Below are 18,448 nucleotides of genomic sequence, written 5' to 3'. Positions count from 1 at the left end.
CAAGCCTCACTCGCGCTCGCTCGCGATCGCGTTGACGGCGGCGGCGGCCATCGCGCTGCCCCCGCGCCTGCCGGTGACGACCAGATAGGACATTCCGCGCGGGCGGGCGATCAACTCCTGCTTGGACTGTGCGGACCCGACGAAGCCGACCGGGCCGCCGAGCACCGCCGCCGGGGTCGGTGCGCCCTCGTCGACCAGCTCCAGCAACCGGAACAGGGCCGTCGGCGCGTTGCCGATCGCCACGACGGCGCCGGCGAGCCGCTCGGCCCACAGATCCACGGCGGCCGCGGAGCGGGTGCTGCCCAGCCGGGCGGCCAGTTCCGGCGCCCGGGCGTCGGCCACCAGCGACACCACCTCGTTGCCGGCGGGGAGCCGCGACCTGGTGATACCGGCCGCCACCATCGAGGAATCGCACAGCACGGGGGCACCAGCGGCGAGCGCGGCGTGGGCCCTGGTGACGACATCGTCGGTGTAGGCGACATGGTCGGCGACGTCGACCTGTCCGCAGGTATGGATCAGCCGGACCACCACCTGCGACACGTCGGTGGGGAAGCGGGTCAGCTCCGCCTCGGCACGGATCGTCGCGAACGACTGCCGGTAGATCTCGCCGGCATCGCGGATGTAGTCGAGCACGCGCTAACCCTACGGGCAGGGGTCACGCGGGACGACGCGAGACGTAGCCCTGCGGGGTGGCGACCAGGACCTCACCGACCGGCGGGCTGCCGCAGGCCCGCTCACAGCCGACGAAGTGCCGGTGCCCCGACGACGGCGCATCCACGGCCTGCGCGGCGTCGGTGCGGACATCGGCCAGCGATTTGGCACATCCCGGGCTGCCCGTGCAGGCGCTGACCGCCAGCCACGGCGAGGTCTCGTCGAACACCAGCCCCATCGGCGCCAGCACCCGCAGTGCCACGTCGGCGGTGGCCTCGTCCAGGTCGAACACCAACACCGAGCGCCACGGGGTGACGGCCAGCGGCGCCTCGACGGCGGCCAGGAATTCTGCCTCGCGGGCGCCAAGCACACCCAGCGGCAGCCCGGCACCCAACGCGATCCGGCCGTCGCGCTGTTCGATCCAGCCGACCGGGGGTGTCACCGCGGCCGGCCAGCGCCGACCCGCCTTGGCGGTGGCGCGGTATCCGGCCAGCAACGGCGCAGTGTCGTCGAGTTCGGCGATGCGCCACGCCTTTTCGCGAGTCTCGACGAAGCGGTGGGCGATCAGGATCAGGGTCTCGACCACCTCGGCGGCCGGCACCCGGACCCCGGTGTCGCGCCCGCCGAGCAGCACTTCGGCCGTGTGCGGATCGAGCAGGTGTGCGCCGGCGTCGGCGCTCAGCCCGGAAATGTCGCCGCGGCCGTCGTCGAGGCCGAACCAGAACCGCCCCGGCAGGTCGGCCAGGACCGGATCGGCCTGGATGGCCGAATCGAGTTCGCCAACCAGGCCCCGGATATCGGTCAGGCCGCCGGAGCGTCCGGACAGCGGTGAGGCCACGATGTTGCGGGCCCGCTCATGGCTGCGCGACGGTAGCAGTCCCGCCCCGGTGAGCGCGGCGGCGACCGCATCGGCATCGGTGATCGCCCGGATCTGGATATTGCCGCGTGAGGTGAGTTCCATGGCGGGGGAGCCGAACCGGCTCGCGGCCCCGGCCAGTGCCGCGAGTTGCGCGGCGGTGATCATCCCGCCCGCGAGTCGGATCCTGGCCAGGGCGCCGTCGGCGGCCCGGTGCACGCTGAGTGCGCCGGGGCAGGCATCGTGTTCGCGGGTTCGGGTCATATCCGTTGTTCATTCTAAGAACACGTCGACCTCATGGATGTGACGGCGGTCACAATGCCGGAAAGCTGTTCTGTCACTTACAGATCGATGATCCGGGCCGGCCGCTGCCGTAGATTTGCCGCCAGTAGCCGGAACCGTCGGTACTGGCTACTTGTGCAGACTCTGTGGAAAGGAGCGATCATGCTCGCATTCGGCGCCTTCGTCGTGATCGTCGGACTGCTCGTCGCGACCGCGGGCCGGCCCTACCGGCAGTCCTGGCACGACCGCTTCGGCGAGATCCAGCCCTGAGCGAGGCCGCCGGGGAAGGCTAGTTTGTCTGCCATGGCACTCACCTTCGCCGATGTCGCCAAGGCTGAATACATCCTGTTGACCACCTTCACCAAGGACGGGCGGCCCAAACCGACGGCGGTCTGGGTCGCCCCCGAGGGGGAGCGTCTGCTGGTGATCAGCCGGGCGCAGGCGTGGAAGGTCAAGCGGATCCGTAACACTGCGCGGGTCACCGTCGCGGTGTGCGATGTGCGGGGAAACCCCAAGAGTGCGGCCGTCGAGGCGCATGCGGTCATCCTCGACCCGGCCCGCACGGCCGATGTCTACGATGCGATCGGCAAGCGGTACGGGGCCATCGGCAAAACCTTCAACTTCTTCAGCAAGTTACGCGGCGGCATGGACCACAACATCGGCCTGGAACTTCGCGCCGCGCCCTGACGGCAGGAACCGCACGGCGCCGCCACACGTTGGACAACACATGGCAAAGCGGCTGTTCCTGGTCTACGCGCTCGTCGAGATCGCGGTGCTGGTCGCCCTCGTGGCCACCATCGGGTTCGGCTGGACGGTGCTGCTGCTGACGGCGTCGTTCCTGGTCGGACTGTTACTCGCTGGTTCCCAGCTCAGACGCCAGCTCCGCAGGCTGCAGGGCGGGCTGACCGCCGCCGGCACGCACGGTGCGCTCACCGACAGCGTCCTGCTCGCCCTCGGCACCGTGCTGGTGGTGGTTCCCGGCCTGGCCTCCTCGGTGCTCGGCGCGTTGTTGCTGCTGCCACCGACCCGGGCCGCGGCCCGGCCGGTGCTGACCGCGATGGCGGCCCGGCGGGCGCCGGTTGTCACCGCGGCGTCGTGGGCGGCCGGAATGGCCGGTACCGCCGGATACCGGGCTAACCGCGGCGACTACATTGACGGCGAAGTCATCGATGTCAACGACGACAGGTATGACGTCGATCCGCACCACCTGCCACATCGCCTGCCCCCCGAGGCCTAGCCGCCAGCCGAGAGCGTGACGACACTACTGATCAACGGGCGTGTCCACAGCCCAGCCAATCCCGACGCGACCGCACTGGCCGTCCGCGACGGTGTGATCGCATGGTTGGGCAGCGACGATGTCGGCCGTTCGCAGTTTCCCGACGCCCCCGTCGTCGACCTCGACGGCGCGTTCGTCGCGCCGGCGTTCGTCGACAGCCACGTCCACCTCACCGCGACCGGGCTCAACCTGGGCGGGCTCGACCTGCGCGGAGCCACCTCGCTCCCGGACTGCCTGAGGCTACTCGCCGAGCATGCGCGGCGCCATCCGGACGGACCGGTGTGGGCACACGGGTGGGACGAGTCGGGCTGGCCGCAACGCACCCCGCCCAGCACCGCCGACCTCGACGCCGTGCTCGGGGACCGGCCCGCCTATCTGGCCCGCATCGATGTGCACTCGGCGGCCGCCACCACCGCCCTGCGCCGTCTGGTGCCCGGGCTGGCCCAGGCCACCGGTTTCGAACCACAGCGCCCGGTCAGCGCCGATGCGCATCACCTGCTGCGGGCGGCGGCCCGGGAACGGCTGACGCCGCGGCAACTCCACGATGCCAGGATCGCGGCGCTGGACCATGCCGCCGCGTCGGGGATCGTCGCGGTGCACGAATGCGCGGGCCCCCAGATCGGTGGCCTCGACGACTGGCGCGCGCTGCGGGATCTCGAGCACGGCGTCGAGGTCATCGGCTACTGGGGTGAACCGGTCGCCGATGCCGAACAGGCCACCGCACTCATCGCCGAGACCGGCGCGCACGGTCTGGCCGGGGACCTGTTCGTCGACGGCGCGCTCGGCTCCCGCACCGCCTGGCTGCATGCGCCCTACCACGACGCCCCGGACAGCTGCGGGAACCGCTACCTGGACACCGACACCGTCACCAGCCACCTGCGGGCCTGCACCGAGGCCGGAATCGCCGCGGGTTTCCACGTGATCGGCGATGCGGCGGTCGGCTCGGTCGTCGATGCGCTGGCCGCGGTGACCGAAAGCCTCGGCGCGCCCGCGGTGGCGCGGTGCGGGCACCGCCTCGAACACCTCGAGATGGTCACCCCAGCTCAGGCCGCCCGGCTCGGAGCCTGCGGCGTGATCGCCAGCATGCAGCCCAACTTCGATGCGTTGTGGGGCGGTGACCAGGGGATGTACGCCCAGCGCCTCGGGCCTGATCGAGTTCACCGGCTCAACCCGCTGGCGCTGTTAGCATCCGAAGGCGTGCCCATCGCGTTCGGCTCAGACAGCCCGGTCACCAGCATGAATCCCTGGGAGACGCTGCGGGCGGCGGTCGCTCATCGAACCCCGTCCAGCGCGCTGTCGGCCCGCGCCGCGTTCGCGGCGGCCACCCGGGGCGGCTGGCGGGCCGGTGGGGTGCGCGACGGCGTCACCGGAACCCTGGTGCCCGGGGCGGCGGCCAGCTACGCGATCTGGGACGCCGACGACCTCGAGGTCAGCGCCCCGGCGAACGCGGTGCAACGCTGGTCCACCGACCCGCGTTCGCGGGTGCCCGCGCTGCCCCGGTTGGGCGCCGGAGCGCGGCTGCCGCGGTGCCGTCGGACCGTGCACCGGGGCGTGACGATCCATGGCTGAGCACCGGTCGTCCGGGTTCGGGGGGCGGCTCGACCGGTTGCGGGCCCGCCCGCACGATGTCACCGAGGTGATCCCGGCCGTCCGCGACGACGAGGACGACGACGAGGACTTCGACGGCCTCGACGGCGAGGGCCCCGGACCGGGGCTCGAAGAGGTCGACCCCGCCCCATCCGTACCGGCCCGCAAACCGGCTCGCGAACCGGCCCCGCCCGAGCGCGCCGCCGATCCGGACACCCCGGCCGCCGAGCTGTCGGGCGGATCGCGGGAACCCGGCGACCGCGGCGCCGAGCTGAAGGCGCGGGCGCTGCGCTTCGGGCGCGCGACCCTGGACCGGTGGGCACCGCTGACCGCGTCGATCGCCGGCGGTCTGGCACTGTGGCTCAGCTTCCCGCCGGTGGGTTGGTGGCCGGCGGCCTTCCTCGGGTTCGCGCTGCTGGGCTGGGTGCTCACCGCCGACTCCGTCCGGCCGGCCGGCGCATTCGGCTACGGTCTGCTGTTCGGCCTGGCGTTCTACGTCCCGCTGCTGCCCTGGATCAGCGGGCTGGTCGGCCCGGTGCCCTGGCTGGCGTTGGCCTTCCTGCAGGCGCTGTTCTGCGGACTGTTCGGCCTGCTGGCCAGGACTGTGCGCCGACTACCCGGCTGGCCGGTGTGGTTCGCCGCGGTCTGGGTCGTCGTGGAATGGCTCAAGTCCACCGTGCCGTTCGGCGGGTTCCCTTGGGGTGCGGTCGGATTCGGCCAGACGAACGGCCCGCTGCTGCCGATCGCGCGGCTGGGCGGGGCGCCCCTGGTGTCGTTCGGGGTGGCACTGGCCGGGTTCAGCCTCACCCTGATCGCCGCCGAGATCGTGCACTGGTGGCACCACGGGCACAAGCCCGGCATGCCCGCGCCCGCGGTCATGCTGCCCGGCACCTGCATCGCCGTCGTCCTGCTGCTCACCGCGCTGATCTGGCCGCAGGTGCGGCATTCGGGCGCCGGTGCCGGCGACGACCAGTCGATCACGGTGGCCGCCATCCAGGGCAATGTGCCCCGGCTCGGGCTGGAGTTCAACGCCCAGCGGCGCGCGGTACTCGACAACCACGTGCGCGAGACCCTGCGGCTGGCCGAGGATGTACGGGCCGGCCGGGCCGCCCAGCCGATGGTCGTCATCTGGCCGGAGAACTCCTCGGATATCGATCCGCTGGCCAACGCCGACGCCGCTGCCCAGATCGACACGGCGGCCGGGGCGATCGATGCGCCGATCCTGGTCGGCGGCGTCGTGAAAGCCCCCGGCTATACGCCCGACAACCCGGTCGCCACCAACTCGGTGATCGTGTGGGATGGCGCGCAGGGTCCCGGTGAACGCCACGACAAGAAGATCGTGCAGCCGTTCGGCGAGTATCTGCCGTGGCGGGGCTTCTTCAAGCACCTGTCCTCCTACGCGGACCGGGCCGGGTATTTCGTGCCGGGCACCGGTAACGGCGTCGTGCACGCGGCCGGGGTGCCGATCGGCGTCACCACCTGCTGGGAGGTGATCTTCGACCGGGCCGCCAGGGAGTCGGTGCTCGGCGGGGCCCAGCTGCTGGCGGTCCCGTCCAACAACGCCACCTTCGACGAGGCCATGAGCGCGCAGCAGTTGGCGTTCGGCAAACTGCGCGCCGTCGAGCACGATCGCTATGTGGTGGTGGCGGGCACCACCGGGATCAGCGCCGTGATCGCCCCCGACGGTAGGGAACTGGCGCGCACCGAGTGGTTCCAGCCGGCCTACCTCGACCAGCAGATCCGGCTGAAAACCGGCCTCACGCCGGCCACCAAGTGGGGCCCGGTCGTGCAATCGGTCCTGGTCATCGCTGGTTTCGCGGCGATAGTTGCGGCATTGGTCATCGCGATGATGCAGAATGGAAGGTTCGTGCCGAGAAAGTTCAGCCGTCGGATCACGAACCCCGACGGTGTCAAAGGAGCCACATGAGCCCGAGTCAGCGCACTCTGGTCATCATCCCGACCTACAACGAGCGGGAAAACCTGCCGTTGATCGTGGGACGCGTGCACCACGCGTGCCCACAGGTCCACATCCTGATCGTCGATGACGGCAGCCCCGACGGCACCGGACAGCTGGCCGATGAGTTGGCGCTGGCCGATCCGGACCGGATCCACGTCATGCACCGGACCAGCAAGGCCGGTCTCGGCGCGGCCTACCTCGCCGGGTTCGGCTGGGGACTGGGTCGCGGGTACTCGGTGCTGGTCGAGATGGACGCCGACGGCAGCCACGCCCCCGAGGAACTGTCCCGGTTGCTCGACGCCGTCGACGCCGGGGCGGATCTGGCCATCGGGTCGCGGTATGTGCCCGGCGGCACGGTGCGCAACTGGCCGTGGCGGCGGCTGGTGCTGTCCAAGACGGCCAACACCTACTCCCGGTTCCTGCTCGGGGTGAACATTCACGACATCACCGCCGGCTACCGCGCCTACCGTCGCGAGGTGCTGGAGAAGATCGACCTGGCGGCCGTCGACTCCAAGGGCTACTGCTTCCAGATCGACCTGACCTGGCGCGCGATCAACAACGGGTTCAGCGTCGTCGAGGTGCCGATCACGTTCACCGAACGCGAGCTCGGGGTGTCGAAGATGAGTGGTTCCAACATCCGCGAGGCCATGTTCAAGGTCGCCGAGTGGGGGATCCGTGGCCGCATGGACCGGGCCAGGGGCGTCGTGCGCTGATCCGAAAAAACCGCGAGCGCGCACCCTCGGGTGCGCGCTCGCGGTTTTACCGCGTTGTCAGCTACCGCGGCGCTTCGACTTGATCAGGTCGAGACGCTCCTTGAGCAGCTCTTCGAGCTCGTCGACGGAACGGCGCTCCAGCAGCATGTCCCAGTGGGTACGCGGCGGCTTCACCTTCTTCGGCTCCGGCACATCCCCCTCGATCAGGGTGCCTTCCATACCGTTGCGGCACAGCCAGGTGCCGGGGATCTCGGCGTCGTCGGCGAACGGGACGTCGAACTCCTCGCCGTTGTCGGTGCGGTAGCGGGCGACCTGACGCGGCGCCAGGTCATGGTTGCGGTCGGTCTCGTAGCTCACGGCTCCGAGGCGACTGCCTCTCAGGACACGATCAGCCATCGTCAACAACTCCTCATCACGCGATTTTGTCCGGATCTCTCAACGCACGATGACGTTGCCGAGTTCCCGACTCGACCGTCCATGATACGCCGGATGCGCTGAGCGGCCGTCTACAGTCAGGATTCATGGCAATCGCGAACCGCAGACGCACCCGTCCGCAGCCATGCCGGTGGTGCGGACGCGACGTCGCCGACGCGCATATGGGTCGACGCAGGCAGTACTGCAGACAGTCCTGCCGGCAACGCGCCTACGAACAACGCGCCCTCGTGAAGGGCACCTCGGTGGCCCCGGATTCGGTGGTCCTCACCGCCGAGGAGGCCTCGCAATTGTCCGACCGGGTTTACCAGGTTCGGTGTGCGGCCGAAGACCTGTCCATCGCGGTCGACGAGGGAGCGGCCGCCGCCGAACTACGCCAGCTGTGCGATGCGCTCATGCAGGCCGCGAAGGCGGCCGACGGCTGGCGTTAGCTCGACGGCCACGCTCTACGATTAGGTCGGTGACCACCACTTCCGACCCACAACCCACCGATTCGCCCCGCGCTTGGCGGTTCGACGACTTCGTGCTCGACACCGGCCGATACGAACTGCGGCGGGACAGCGAAGTGATCCGGGTCGAGCCCCAGGTGTTCGACGTGTTGACCCAACTGGTCAGTCACCACGACCGGTTCGTCAGCAAGGAAGAGCTGTTCGATTCGGTGTGGGGCGGCCGGTTCGTCGGCGAGGCCGCGCTCACCAGCCGGATCAAGGCGGCCCGGCGCGCGCTCGGTGACGACGGCGAGTCCCAGCGCTACATCCGCACCGTGCGTGGCCGCGGGTACCAGTTCGTCGGGACCATCGACACACCGATCGACAACCCGGGACCGGCGCAGGCCGAATCGGTGGCTCCGGCCCCCGCCGTCGCGGAGCCGCCGCGTCAGCACATCGCGTTCTGCCGGGCCGCCGACGGGGTCCGGTTGGCCTACGCGGTCGCGGGGGAGGGGCCGCCGCTGGTGCGCGCCGCGAATTGGATGACGCATCTGGGTTATGACATCGAGAGCCCGGTGTGGAGCCATTGGGTGCGTGATCTCTCGGTCAACCACAGGTTCATCCGCTACGACGAACGTGGCTGCGGGTTGTCGGACTGGGAGGCCGGCGACTTCTCGTTCGAGGACTGGGTGGCCGATCTGGAATCGGTGGTCGAGGCGCTCGGGCTGGAACGCTTTCCGCTGCTGGGTGTTTCGCAGGGTGGGGCGGTCGCCGTGGCGTACGCGGCGCGTCATCCCGAGCGGGTCAGCAGGCTGGTTCTGTGCGGTGCCTACGCGCGGGGTCGCGCGGTGCGCGCGGTGGGTGACGAGGAGAAACGGGCCGCCGCACTGGATCTGGACCTGGCCCGGGTGGGGTGGGGCCGCGACGATCCGGCGTTCCGGCAGGTGTTCGCGGCCCAGTTCCTGCCCGACGGCACCCGTGCCGACTGGGCCGCGTTCGACCAACTGCAACGCCGGACCACCTCGCCGGAGAACGCGGTGCGTTTCCTGGAGGAATTCGCCCATATCGACGTCCGGGATGCGGCCAGCGAGGTGCGTTGCCCGACCCTGGTGATGCATTCGCGCGACGACCACCGGGTCCCGATGCGGTTCGGTGAGGAACTGGCCACCCTGATCGAGGATTCCCGGCTGGTCGCACTGGCCAGCAACAACCATCTACTGACCGCGACCGAGCCGGCCTGGCAGGTGTTCCGCGATGAGGTCGACGCGTTCCTGACCGCCTGAGCCGCCGGGGAATCCGGCACCGGTCGGACGCCGGATTCTCCACGTAATCTCCATGTTTTCTCCATGTGCGGCACTGGTGGGTTCAGCCATGCTGATGGCATGAGAAAACACCTCCGTACCCTGCTGGTGGGCGCCAGCGCGATGATCGCCCTGGGCACCCTGTCCGCCTGCTCCGGCGGATCCTCGACAACCGAGGCCGGCTCATCGGCGCCGGCCACCAGCTCGGCTGCCGCCGAGCCCGCACCCCTGCCCCGCTCGGTCAGGTACATGGCCGATATGGAGTCCGACGGCAAGAAGATGACGATAGGCATCTCGGTGGACGGAACCAAGGTGACCGCCTACGCCTGCAACGGCGTCGACGACGAGTCCTGGTTCTTCGGCGATCAGGCCGACGGCAACATCGACATCACCTCCAAGTTCAAGGACACCCTCAAGGCGACCGTCACGGCCGCCGACGCCAAGGGCGACCTGACCATGAACGGGGTCAACTACCGGTTCACCGCGGCTCCGGTGGCAGACCCGGCCGGCATGTACACCGCCTCCTTCGAGGGGGTCCGGGCATCGTGGATCGTGCGCCCCGACGGCTCGGCGGTGGGCGTGCAGTTCAACGGCGGGGTCAGCGGCCGCGACTTCGAACAGGCCGAGCTGCAACAGCTCAACGCCCTGCAGTTCCAGTCCCAGGTCCGCAACAAGCGCAAGTTGCAGCAGGCCCAGCAGATCGTCCGGCTGCAGAACGGATCGCTCACCTCGAAGATCAACGGTCACGACGTGATCGCCGAACTCGTCACCGGGAACACCCGCTTCGGCTGAGCGCCGCGCGACCGTTCAGTGCCCCGCCGGCCGGCCCGGCGGGGCACTGCCGTCGTTGTCCCGGTTGCGCTCAGCCGGATTACAACCCTTACCGCCGATCCGCGCCCTACGTAATGTCAGGTCACCGTGACCAGTCCCACCGTCCTGACGGCCCCGGCCGCCAAACGCCGGCCGAGTCAACGCACCTGGGGTGCCGTCCGGCTGATCTCGCCGGTGGTGCTGCTGGTGGTGTGGCAGGCGGCCAGCGCCGTCGGCCTGATCCCGCAGGACGTTCTGCCGGCCCCCTCGCTGATCGCCGAGGCCGGCATCGAACTGATCCGCAACGGCCAACTGGCCGACGCGCTGCAGGTGTCCGGGCTGCGGGTGATCGCCGGGCTGGTGCTGGGCGGGGTCGTCGGGGTGGCGCTGGGCACCGCGGTCGGGCTGTCCCGCTGGCTGGAGGCCACCGTCGACCCGCCGATGCAGATGGTGCGCGCGCTGCCACATCTGGGTCTGATCCCGCTGTTCATTCTGTGGTTCGGCATCGGTGAGCTGCCCAAGGTGCTGCTGGTCGCGCTCGGGGTGAGCTTTCCGCTGTATCTCAACACCTTCTCGGCGATCCGCCAGGTTGACCCCAAACTGTTCGAAACCGCCCAGGTTCTCGGCTTCTCGTTCTGGCAGCGGTTCCGGACGATCATCGTGCCGAGCGCGGCACCGCAGGTGCTGGTGGGCCTGCGCCAGTCCCTGGCGATCGCCTGGCTGACCCTCATCGTCGCCGAACAGATCAACGCCGACAAGGGAATCGGCTTCCTGATCAACAACGCCCGCGATTTTCTGCGCATCGACATCATCATCTTCGGTCTGATCGTCTACGCGCTGCTGGGAATCGGCACCGACGCCATCGTCCGGATGCTGGAACGACGAGCCCTGAGGTACCGCGCATGACCGTGATCATCGAACCGACCACCCCGAAGAACACCGTCGCCGGCGAACTGCGGGGGGTGGACAAATGGTACGGCGAGCATCATGTGCTCAAGGACGTGTCGGTCCGGATCGGCCGCGGTGAGATCGTCGCACTGATCGGGCGCAGCGGTTCCGGGAAATCGACGGTGCTGCAGGTCCTTTCGGGGCTGTCCACCGACCACACCGGTGAGCGGGTGGTGACCGGGGCGCCGGCGCTGGCCTTCCAGGAGCCGCGGCTGTTTCCCTGGCGCGATGTCCGGACCAACGTCGCCTACGGGCTGGTCCGCAGCGGGCTGTCCCGTGGGCAGGCACTGGCCCGGGCCGACCGGGCTCTGGCCGACGTGGGTCTGGCCGACCGCGGCCGGGTGTGGCCGCTGACGCTGTCCGGCGGTCAGGCCCAACGGGTTTCGCTGGCCCGGGCCCTGGTCGCCGAGCCGGAGCTGTTGCTGCTCGATGAGCCGTTCGGCGCTCTCGACGCGCTGACCCGGCTCAGCATGCGCACCCTGCTGCTCGACCTGTGGCGCGAGCACGGGTTCGGCGTCCTGCTGGTCACCCACGACGTCGACGAGGCGGTCGCACTCGCCGACCGGGTACTGGTACTCGAGGACGGCGAGGTGGTGCACACTCTCGACATCTCCGACGCCCGACGGTCTCCAGGTGATCCCTCCGCCGCCACCGAACGTTACCGGGCCGAGTTGCTCGACAAGTTGGGCGTCGCGCTCTGATGCCCAGACACGAAATGAGGGTCATGCTCACATCGAGCCGAATGCTCGCGGCGCTGGTAGTTGTTGCCGGGTTGCTCACGGGTTGTGTGACGCGCCAGGACAGTTCGGGGCCGCAGGCGGCCGCGGAAACGGTTCCGCTGTCCGAATTGTCCGGGCTGACCCTGCAGGTCGGGGACCAGAAGGGCGGCACCGAGGCGTTGCTGCGGGCGGCCGGCGCACTCGACGGGCTGCCGTATCAGGTGGCGTTCTCGACGTTCACCTCCGGCCCGCCGCAGATCGAGGCCGCGACCGCGGGCAAGATCGATTTCGCGGTCACCGGTAACACGCCGCCGATCTTCGGCGCGGCCTCCAACGCCAAGGTCAAAGTGGTCTCGGCCTACGACGGTGGTGGTTTCGGCGATCAGGTCCTTGTGCCGACAGACTCACCCGTCCGGTCCGTCGCGGACCTGCGGGGTAAGAGCATCGCCATTGCGAAAGGCAGTTCGGCACACGGTCATACGCTGGTCCAGCTGGACCGCGCCGGGCTCAGCCCGACCGATGTCAAGCTGGTGTTCCTGCAGCCGGCCGATGCCCTGACGGCGTTCAAACAGCATCGCGTGGACGCCTGGGCGGTGTGGGACCCCTACACCGCCCAGGCCGAGAAGGAGTTGCCGGTGCGCAGTATCGCGCGGGCGACCGGCATCACGAACGGCGCGGGGTTCGGGGTGGCGTCCGATGCGGCCCTGGCCGACCCGAAGCGCAACACAGCGCTGGCCGACCTGCTGGTGCGTTACGCCAAGGCGGTGCAGTGGGCCAGCACCCATCGCGAGCAGTGGGCGGCGCGCTACGCCGCCGACGTCGGCCTGGAACCGGCCGTCGCGGCCACCGCGCAGGGCCGCAGCCTGCGTCTGCCCACCGACCTGTCCGATCAGCTGGTCGCATCCGAGCAGGAGATGGCCGACCTGTTCGGCAAATCAGGCCAGATCGCCTCGACGCCCAACTTCGCCGACTTCGTCGACCGCCGCTATCACGATGCGTTGGCGCCGCTCTACCTCAACCGCAGCTAGGAAGGTGCGTCCGTGACCGCAGCCCAAGACAGTTCGCCCGCTCCGCAGGCCAAATTCTTCTGGTTTCTGCCCACCGCCGGCGACGGCCGGTCGATCGTCGGGTCCTCGCATGCGTCCTCGCAGCAGTCCGTCCCGGACGGCTTCCGGGCGCCGACCCGTCGTTACCTGGCCGAAATTGCAAGGGCGGCAGACCGTCTGGGCTACGAAGGGGTGCTCACCCCGACCGGGACCTGGTGCGAGGACGCCTGGCTGACCACGTCGGCGCTGCTCGCCGAGACCGAACGGCTCAAATTCCTGGTGGCGTTCCGGCCCGGTCTGGTGCCCCCGACGCTGGCGGCCCAGCAGGCCGCCACCCTGCAGCGGTTCTCGGAGGGCCGGGTGCTGCTCAACGTGGTGAGCGGCGGCGACGACGTGGAGCAGCGCCGGTTCGGCGATTGGCTCAGCCACGACGAGCGGTACTCGCGCACCGGTGAATTCCTGCACATCGTCAACACGCTGTGGCGCCAGGGCGGCGACGAGTCGCTGAATTACCAGGGCAAGCACTACACCGTGGCCGACGCCAGGGTGTCCGCGCCGCCGGATCCGCTGCCGCGGATCTACTTCGGCGGCTCGTCGGCGGCGGCGCTGCCGATCGCGGCCGACCACGTCGACGTGTACCTCACCTGGGGTGAGCCGCCGCAGGCCGCGGCCGCCAAGGTCGAACAGGTCCGCAACCTGGCCGCCGAGCGGGGTCGCACCGTCCGGACCGGTATCCGCCTGCACACCATCTCGCGGGACACTTCGGCGGCGGCCTGGGCGGTGGCCGATGAGCTGTTGTCCGCGTTGGACCCCGAGCAGATTGCCAAAGCGACGGCACTGCACGCCAAATCGGAGTCGGAGGGCCAGCGCCGGATGACGGCCCTGCACGGCGGCCGCGTCGACAAACTGGAGATCTACCCGAATCTGTGGGCCGGTGTCGGCCTGGTCCGGGGTGGCGCAGGCACCGCGCTGGTGGGCAGCCATGAAGAGGTCGCCAACCTGATCCACGAATACCACTCACTGGGTTTCGATGAGTTCATCCTCTCCGGTTACCCGCACCTGGAGGAGGCGTACTGGTTCGCCGAGGGCGTGCTGCCGATCCTCAGACGCAAGGGCATCGCCTGACCTAGGGTCGGACCGGGCGCCTACTCCGGCGGGCAGGTGAACTGGGTGCCCACCCCGACCGGCGGGGGACCCGATTTGAGGCACCCGAGCGGTTCGACCCCTTTCGCACTGATCAGCACCCCGGATTGGTGCGCATAGTTGACGCACACCACGGATTCGGCGTCGCTACGGCACCGGTAGTCACCGAAGGCCAGTGACTGGCCGGGCGCCAGCTCGGCACCGTCACCGTAGGTGAACTGGCCCGGATCGCCGTGCAGGGAGCCGATGTCGAGCGAGGGTCCGGGGAAGTCCACCCACCCGGCCACCCAGTTGCCCTCGACATCCGACGGTTTCTCCGGCAGGCCGTCGGCCTTGACCAGGCAGGACAACTGGCCGTTGGCCAGTGCGGTGGTCGCGCACCGGGCCACGCCCGACGGCGCCGCAAATGCCACATCTTCGCCGAGATCGGTGGATTCGCCGTCGCGCGTCGCGGTGTGAAATCCCGCCGCGTCGGCTGGGGTCCCCGCCTCGATCCACCTGATCACCTGCGTCATCGGTGTCCCGGCGGCAGGCGCCGCGCTGGGAAGTGGGGAGGTGGTCGTGGGCTTGGCGCTCGTCGTGTGCGTCGTACTGGCGGGCACCGACAATCGGGGCTGGGTCGTCGGTTCGGCTTCACGACCGCCACCCAACGAACATCCCGCCAGGAGCACAGACGCCGCGATGATCACAGCAGTCCGCATACCGCCAGGCTAGTCACCCCGGCCGGAGACACTGCCCGGGCGGGGTGCGGGTGCCACTGTTTCGCTACCGTCGGCGTATGCATGAGCGGACCGTTCGGGCCACGATCAGCACGGGAATCGTCGAGGGATTCACCAGGGACGGCGTCCACCGGTGGCGTTCGATCCCGTATGCGCGGCCACCGGTGGGTCCGCTGCGGTTGCGCGCCCCACGCCCCGCCGAGCCGTGGCCGGGGGTGCGGTACTGCCACGGATTCGGTTACTGCGCGCCGCAGCAGCGCCGCTACACGCTGGTCGGGGTCGGCAGGTACCAGCCGATGAGCGAGGACTGCCTCACCGTCAACGTGGTGGCGCCGGAATCGGCGTCCTCCGACGGTCCACTGCCGGTGATGTTCTTCGTGCACGGCGGCGGCTACATCCTGGGGAGCTCGGCGACGCCGGTTTACGACGGCGCCGCCCTGGCCCGCCGGGGCTGTGTCTACGTGTCGGTCAATTACCGGCTGGGCGCGCTGGGCGCCATGGACCTGTCCGCCCTGTCGACTCCCGAGCATCCGATCGACGACAACCTGTTCCTGCGCGATCTGGTGCTGGCCCTGCGGTGGGTGGCCGACAACATCGCGGTGTTCGGCGGTGACCCCGACAATGTGACGATCTTCGGCGAGAGCGCAGGCGCGCAGGCCGTCACCACCCTGCTGGCGGTGCCGCAGGCCGAAGGGCTGTTCGCCAGGGTGATCGCGCAGAGCCCGGCCAGCGGGATGGTCAGCTCGTCGGATGCGGCGGCCGGGCTGGCCGCCCAGTTCGCCGATCTGGTAGACCCGGGCGGGGACGATCCGGCCGGCGCCGTCAAGGCCGCCGGGCCCGGTGATCTGGGCAGGGCACTGAACACGCTCATCACCCGGAGCCTGACGGATATGCCCGGGGCGTTCGCGGTGGGGCCGACCCACGGCACTGAGTTCCTGCCCGCCGACCCGGTCGAGGCGATGGCCGACGGTAGTGCGCACCGGTTGCCGCTGATCGTCGGCAACAACGCCGAGGAGGGTCGGCTGTTCACCCGATTCCTCACGCTGCTGCCGACCAACGAGCGGATGATCGAGAAGCTGTTCGACGGCGCCGAACCCGAGGAGCGCAGTCGGATAGTCGCGGCCTACCCGGACTATCCCAGCAGCGCGGCCTGTATCCGGCTGGGGGGCGATTTCGCCTTCGGATCGGCCATCTGGCAGCTCGCCGAGGCTCACAGCCGGCACGCGCCAACGTTCGTGTACCGCTACGACTACGCCCCGCGCACCCTGCGCTGGTCCGGTCTGGGTGCCACGCACGCGATGGAATTGCTCGCCGTATTCGACACGTACCGAACGCGATACGGCTCGATGCTGGCCGCCGTCGGTGACCGGCGTTCGGCCAGACGGGTCAGCCGCGATGTCCAGTCCCGGTGGCGCGAGTTCGGCCGGACCGGCCTGCCCGGCAACGGCTGGCCCGGCTACACCGCCGAGGACCGTTCGGTATACGTGTTCGACGCCCGCCCGGGCGTCGAGTCCGATCCGCACGCCGAGCGGCGGCAGGCCTGGGAGGGGTTCACGCTGGCCGGGCGCTGACTATGCGCGATCGGCTGCGCGGCGCGCCGCGGTGTGATTGCGTGAGCGGGTGAGCTACCCCCTCGATCCGCTCACCGCCGACGAGTTCACCGCGGTGGCAGCGGCATTGCGCAGTGAACACGGCGTCGGCGAGGGCTGGCGGATCACCGCGGTCGAACTCGTCGAGCCGTCCAAAGCCGAACTCGCGGCCTTCGACGACGGCGGTGCCACCCCGCCGCGGCGGGCCGCGGTGATCTGCCTGGACCGGGCGGCCAACGCCACCTACAAGGGCGTGGTGTCGCTGACCGGGGGGAGGGTCGAGACCTTCGACCGGGTCCCCGGGGTGCAGGCCAACTTCACCGTCGACGAATTCGTGGAATGCGATGAGGTGCTGCGCAGCCACCCCGAGGTGATCGCGGCCCTGGCCAGACGCGGTATCACCGACATCGACAACGTGTTCATGGACACCTGGACCTACGGCGACGCCGTAGCCCCGCCCGAGTACCGGGACCGCCGCATCGGCTGGTCGGACACCTGGTACAAGTCCGCGCCGGGCGCCAACCCGTACGCGCACCCGGTCAGCGGCCTGCACTGCGTCATCGACCTCAACGCCATGCAGGTGCTGCGGGTCGAGGATGACGGAAGCAACGAAAGACCCGACGTCATGGGTGAATACGTGCCGCATCACATCCCGGACCGGATCCGGTCCGGCTGGGACCGGGAGCCGCTCACACCGTTGCACATCACGCAGCCGGACGGGCCGTCGTTCACGCTCGACGGCAACCTGCTGACCTGGCAGAACTGGTCGCTGCGGATCGGCTTCAACCACCGCGAGGGGATGACGCTGCACACCGTGCGCTACCGCGACGGTGCGGCGAATCGCTCGGTGGCCCACCGGATGTCGTTCGCCGAGATGGTGGTGCCGTACCGGGATTCCTCGGTTGATCACTACCGGCGCACCGCGTTCGACATCGGCGAGTGGGGCCTGGGGTTCATGACCACGTCGCTGGAGTTGGGTTGTGACTGCCTCGGCGAGATCCGGTACCTGGATGCGGTGCTGCACAACAGCAAAGGTGAGCCATACACCATCACCAACGCTGTCTGCATCCACGAGGAGGACAACGCCGTGCTGTGGAAGCACGTCGACCACGATGCGGGTGCCGAGGTGCGCCGGATGCGGCGGCTGACCATCTCCTCGCATGTGACCGTGGCCAACTACGAATACCTGATGTACTGGCGGCTCCACCAGGACGGCAACATCGAGTGCGAGGTCCGGGCCACCGGGATCATGGTGACCACACCGGTTCCCGAGGGGCGGCCGCACCCCAACGGCACCCTGGTCGACGAACGCACCTATGCACCGTTCCACCAGCATTTCCTGATCGCCCGGCTGGATCTGGACATCGACGGCAGTGACAACACGGTCTACATGACCGAGTCGCACACCGAACCGGTCGGCCCGGACAATCCGTACGGCCTGTCGCTGGTGGTCCGCGACCGGCCGCTGCGCACCGAGGACGAGGGCCGCCAGGACGTCGATTTCGCCACTCAGCGGGCGTGGAAGGTGGTCAACACCAACGTCGTCAACGGACTGGGCACCCACCCGTCCTACAAGCTGATCCCCACCGGGGCGATCCCGCCGATGTTCGACCCGTCCTCACCGGTGCTGCGCCGCGCCAACGCCATCGGCCACACCCTGTGGGTCACCCCGAACCGCCCCGACGAACGTTGGCCGGCTGGGGAATTCGTCAACCAGTCGGCCGTCGATACCGGGCTGGGCGAGTGGACCAAAGCCAACCGGTCGATCGAGAACACCGATGTGGTGCTGTGGTACGTCTTCGGTATCCACCACATCACCCGGCCCGAGGACTGGCCGGTGATGCCCGTCGACATCGTGTCGTTCTGGCTCAAGCCCTACGGCTTCTTCGACCGCAACCCCGCGCTGGACGTGGCGGCCACACCGCCCGAGGGCTGCGCGCACACCGCGGCCAGGGCCGCGCACCATTAGGTGTCCGGTTATTCGCACAGCG

The 18,448-nt window shown here is 69.5% G+C and carries 18 protein-coding genes; 14 read left to right on the top strand and 4 right to left on the bottom strand.

Features of this window, described 5'->3' with window-relative positions; translation table 11 throughout:
• Positions 1–6 precede the first annotated feature (6 nt).
• A complete protein-coding gene (locus ACWDTP_RS08245) occupies positions 7–633 on the bottom strand; it encodes a precorrin-8X methylmutase (RefSeq protein ID WP_450018404.1) in 627 nt (208 codons plus the stop codon).
• A 22-nt stretch (positions 634–655) separates the two neighbouring features.
• On the bottom strand, positions 656–1,771 hold the full coding sequence (cobG, locus tag ACWDTP_RS08240) for a precorrin-3B synthase (RefSeq protein WP_450018402.1): 1,116 nt from the start codon (positions 1,769–1,771) through the stop codon (positions 656–658).
• A gap of 321 nt (positions 1,772–2,092) precedes the next feature.
• Here cobG and ACWDTP_RS08235 point away from each other — a divergent pair, with 321 nt between their 5' ends.
• From ACWDTP_RS08235 to ACWDTP_RS08215, 5 genes are read left to right on the top strand one after another with little or no spacing between them, the layout of a single operon-like run.
• The gene (locus ACWDTP_RS08235) at positions 2,093–2,476 is read left to right on the top strand and encodes a PPOX class F420-dependent oxidoreductase (RefSeq protein ID WP_450018400.1); all 384 of its coding nucleotides are present in this window, start codon (positions 2,093–2,095) and stop codon (positions 2,474–2,476) included.
• Positions 2,477–2,516: 40 nt separating this feature from the next.
• A complete protein-coding gene (locus ACWDTP_RS08230; protein ID WP_450018398.1) occupies positions 2,517–3,026 on the top strand; it encodes an FxsA family protein in 510 nt (169 codons plus the stop codon).
• Between the two features lie 15 nt (positions 3,027–3,041).
• The gene (locus ACWDTP_RS08225; protein ID WP_450018396.1) at positions 3,042–4,634 is read left to right on the top strand and encodes an amidohydrolase; all 1,593 of its coding nucleotides are present in this window, start codon (positions 3,042–3,044) and stop codon (positions 4,632–4,634) included.
• Positions 4,627–6,579, top strand: a complete 1,953-nt coding sequence (gene lnt, locus ACWDTP_RS08220) for an apolipoprotein N-acyltransferase (protein ID WP_450018394.1) — start codon at positions 4,627–4,629, stop codon at positions 6,577–6,579. The genes ACWDTP_RS08225 and lnt overlap by 8 nt, the downstream gene beginning before the upstream one ends.
• Positions 6,576–7,322: a polyprenol monophosphomannose synthase gene (locus tag ACWDTP_RS08215; protein ID WP_450018392.1), complete on the top strand. Its 747-nt coding sequence runs from the start codon at positions 6,576–6,578 to the stop codon at positions 7,320–7,322. The genes lnt and ACWDTP_RS08215 overlap by 4 nt, the downstream gene beginning before the upstream one ends.
• A gap of 57 nt (positions 7,323–7,379) precedes the next feature.
• On the opposite strand, the gene rbpA is transcribed toward ACWDTP_RS08215, so the two are convergent.
• Entirely contained in the window at positions 7,380–7,718 is a 339-nt protein-coding gene (rbpA, locus tag ACWDTP_RS08210; protein ID WP_264015750.1) for an RNA polymerase-binding protein RbpA, read from the bottom strand.
• A 125-nt stretch (positions 7,719–7,843) separates the two neighbouring features.
• Between rbpA and ACWDTP_RS08205 the strand changes: the two genes are divergently transcribed.
• From ACWDTP_RS08205 to ACWDTP_RS08175, 7 genes are all read left to right on the top strand, one after another.
• On the top strand, positions 7,844–8,185 hold the full coding sequence (locus ACWDTP_RS08205) for a hypothetical protein (protein WP_450018389.1): 342 nt from the start codon (positions 7,844–7,846) through the stop codon (positions 8,183–8,185).
• 29 nt (positions 8,186–8,214) lie between these two features.
• Positions 8,215–9,465, top strand: coding sequence for an alpha/beta fold hydrolase (locus ACWDTP_RS08200; RefSeq protein WP_450018387.1), 1,251 nt, complete (start codon positions 8,215–8,217; stop codon positions 9,463–9,465).
• A 99-nt stretch (positions 9,466–9,564) separates the two neighbouring features.
• Positions 9,565–10,275, top strand: coding sequence for a hypothetical protein (locus ACWDTP_RS08195; RefSeq protein WP_450018385.1), 711 nt, complete (start codon positions 9,565–9,567; stop codon positions 10,273–10,275).
• 126 nt (positions 10,276–10,401) lie between these two features.
• Positions 10,402–11,199 (top strand): ABC transporter permease, encoded by a 798-nt coding sequence (locus tag ACWDTP_RS08190; protein WP_450018383.1) that lies wholly within the window; start codon positions 10,402–10,404, stop codon positions 11,197–11,199.
• Positions 11,196–11,942: an ABC transporter ATP-binding protein gene (locus tag ACWDTP_RS08185; protein WP_450018381.1), complete on the top strand. Its 747-nt coding sequence runs from the start codon at positions 11,196–11,198 to the stop codon at positions 11,940–11,942. The genes ACWDTP_RS08190 and ACWDTP_RS08185 overlap by 4 nt, the downstream gene beginning before the upstream one ends.
• Before the next feature lie 23 nt (positions 11,943–11,965).
• The gene (locus tag ACWDTP_RS08180) at positions 11,966–12,988 is read left to right on the top strand and encodes an ABC transporter substrate-binding protein (protein ID WP_450018379.1); all 1,023 of its coding nucleotides are present in this window, start codon (positions 11,966–11,968) and stop codon (positions 12,986–12,988) included.
• Positions 12,989–13,000: 12 nt separating this feature from the next.
• Positions 13,001–14,131: an LLM class flavin-dependent oxidoreductase gene (locus ACWDTP_RS08175; RefSeq protein WP_450018377.1), complete on the top strand. Its 1,131-nt coding sequence runs from the start codon at positions 13,001–13,003 to the stop codon at positions 14,129–14,131.
• 20 nt (positions 14,132–14,151) lie between these two features.
• On the opposite strand, the gene ACWDTP_RS08170 is transcribed toward ACWDTP_RS08175, so the two are convergent.
• Entirely contained in the window at positions 14,152–14,850 is a 699-nt protein-coding gene (locus ACWDTP_RS08170) for a hypothetical protein (RefSeq protein ID WP_450018375.1), read from the bottom strand.
• Positions 14,851–14,927: 77 nt separating this feature from the next.
• Between ACWDTP_RS08170 and ACWDTP_RS08165 the strand changes: the two genes are divergently transcribed.
• Both ACWDTP_RS08165 and ACWDTP_RS08160 read left to right on the top strand, forming a co-directional pair.
• Entirely contained in the window at positions 14,928–16,439 is a 1,512-nt protein-coding gene (locus tag ACWDTP_RS08165) for a carboxylesterase/lipase family protein (protein WP_450018373.1), read from the top strand.
• 49 nt (positions 16,440–16,488) lie between these two features.
• Positions 16,489–18,426 (top strand): primary-amine oxidase, encoded by a 1,938-nt coding sequence (locus tag ACWDTP_RS08160; protein ID WP_450018371.1) that lies wholly within the window; start codon positions 16,489–16,491, stop codon positions 18,424–18,426.
• Positions 18,427–18,448: the final 22 nt, after the last annotated feature.

This window comes from Mycobacterium sp. NPDC003449 (assembly GCF_053588415.1).
This window is presented reverse-complemented; position numbering and strand designations above follow the sequence as displayed.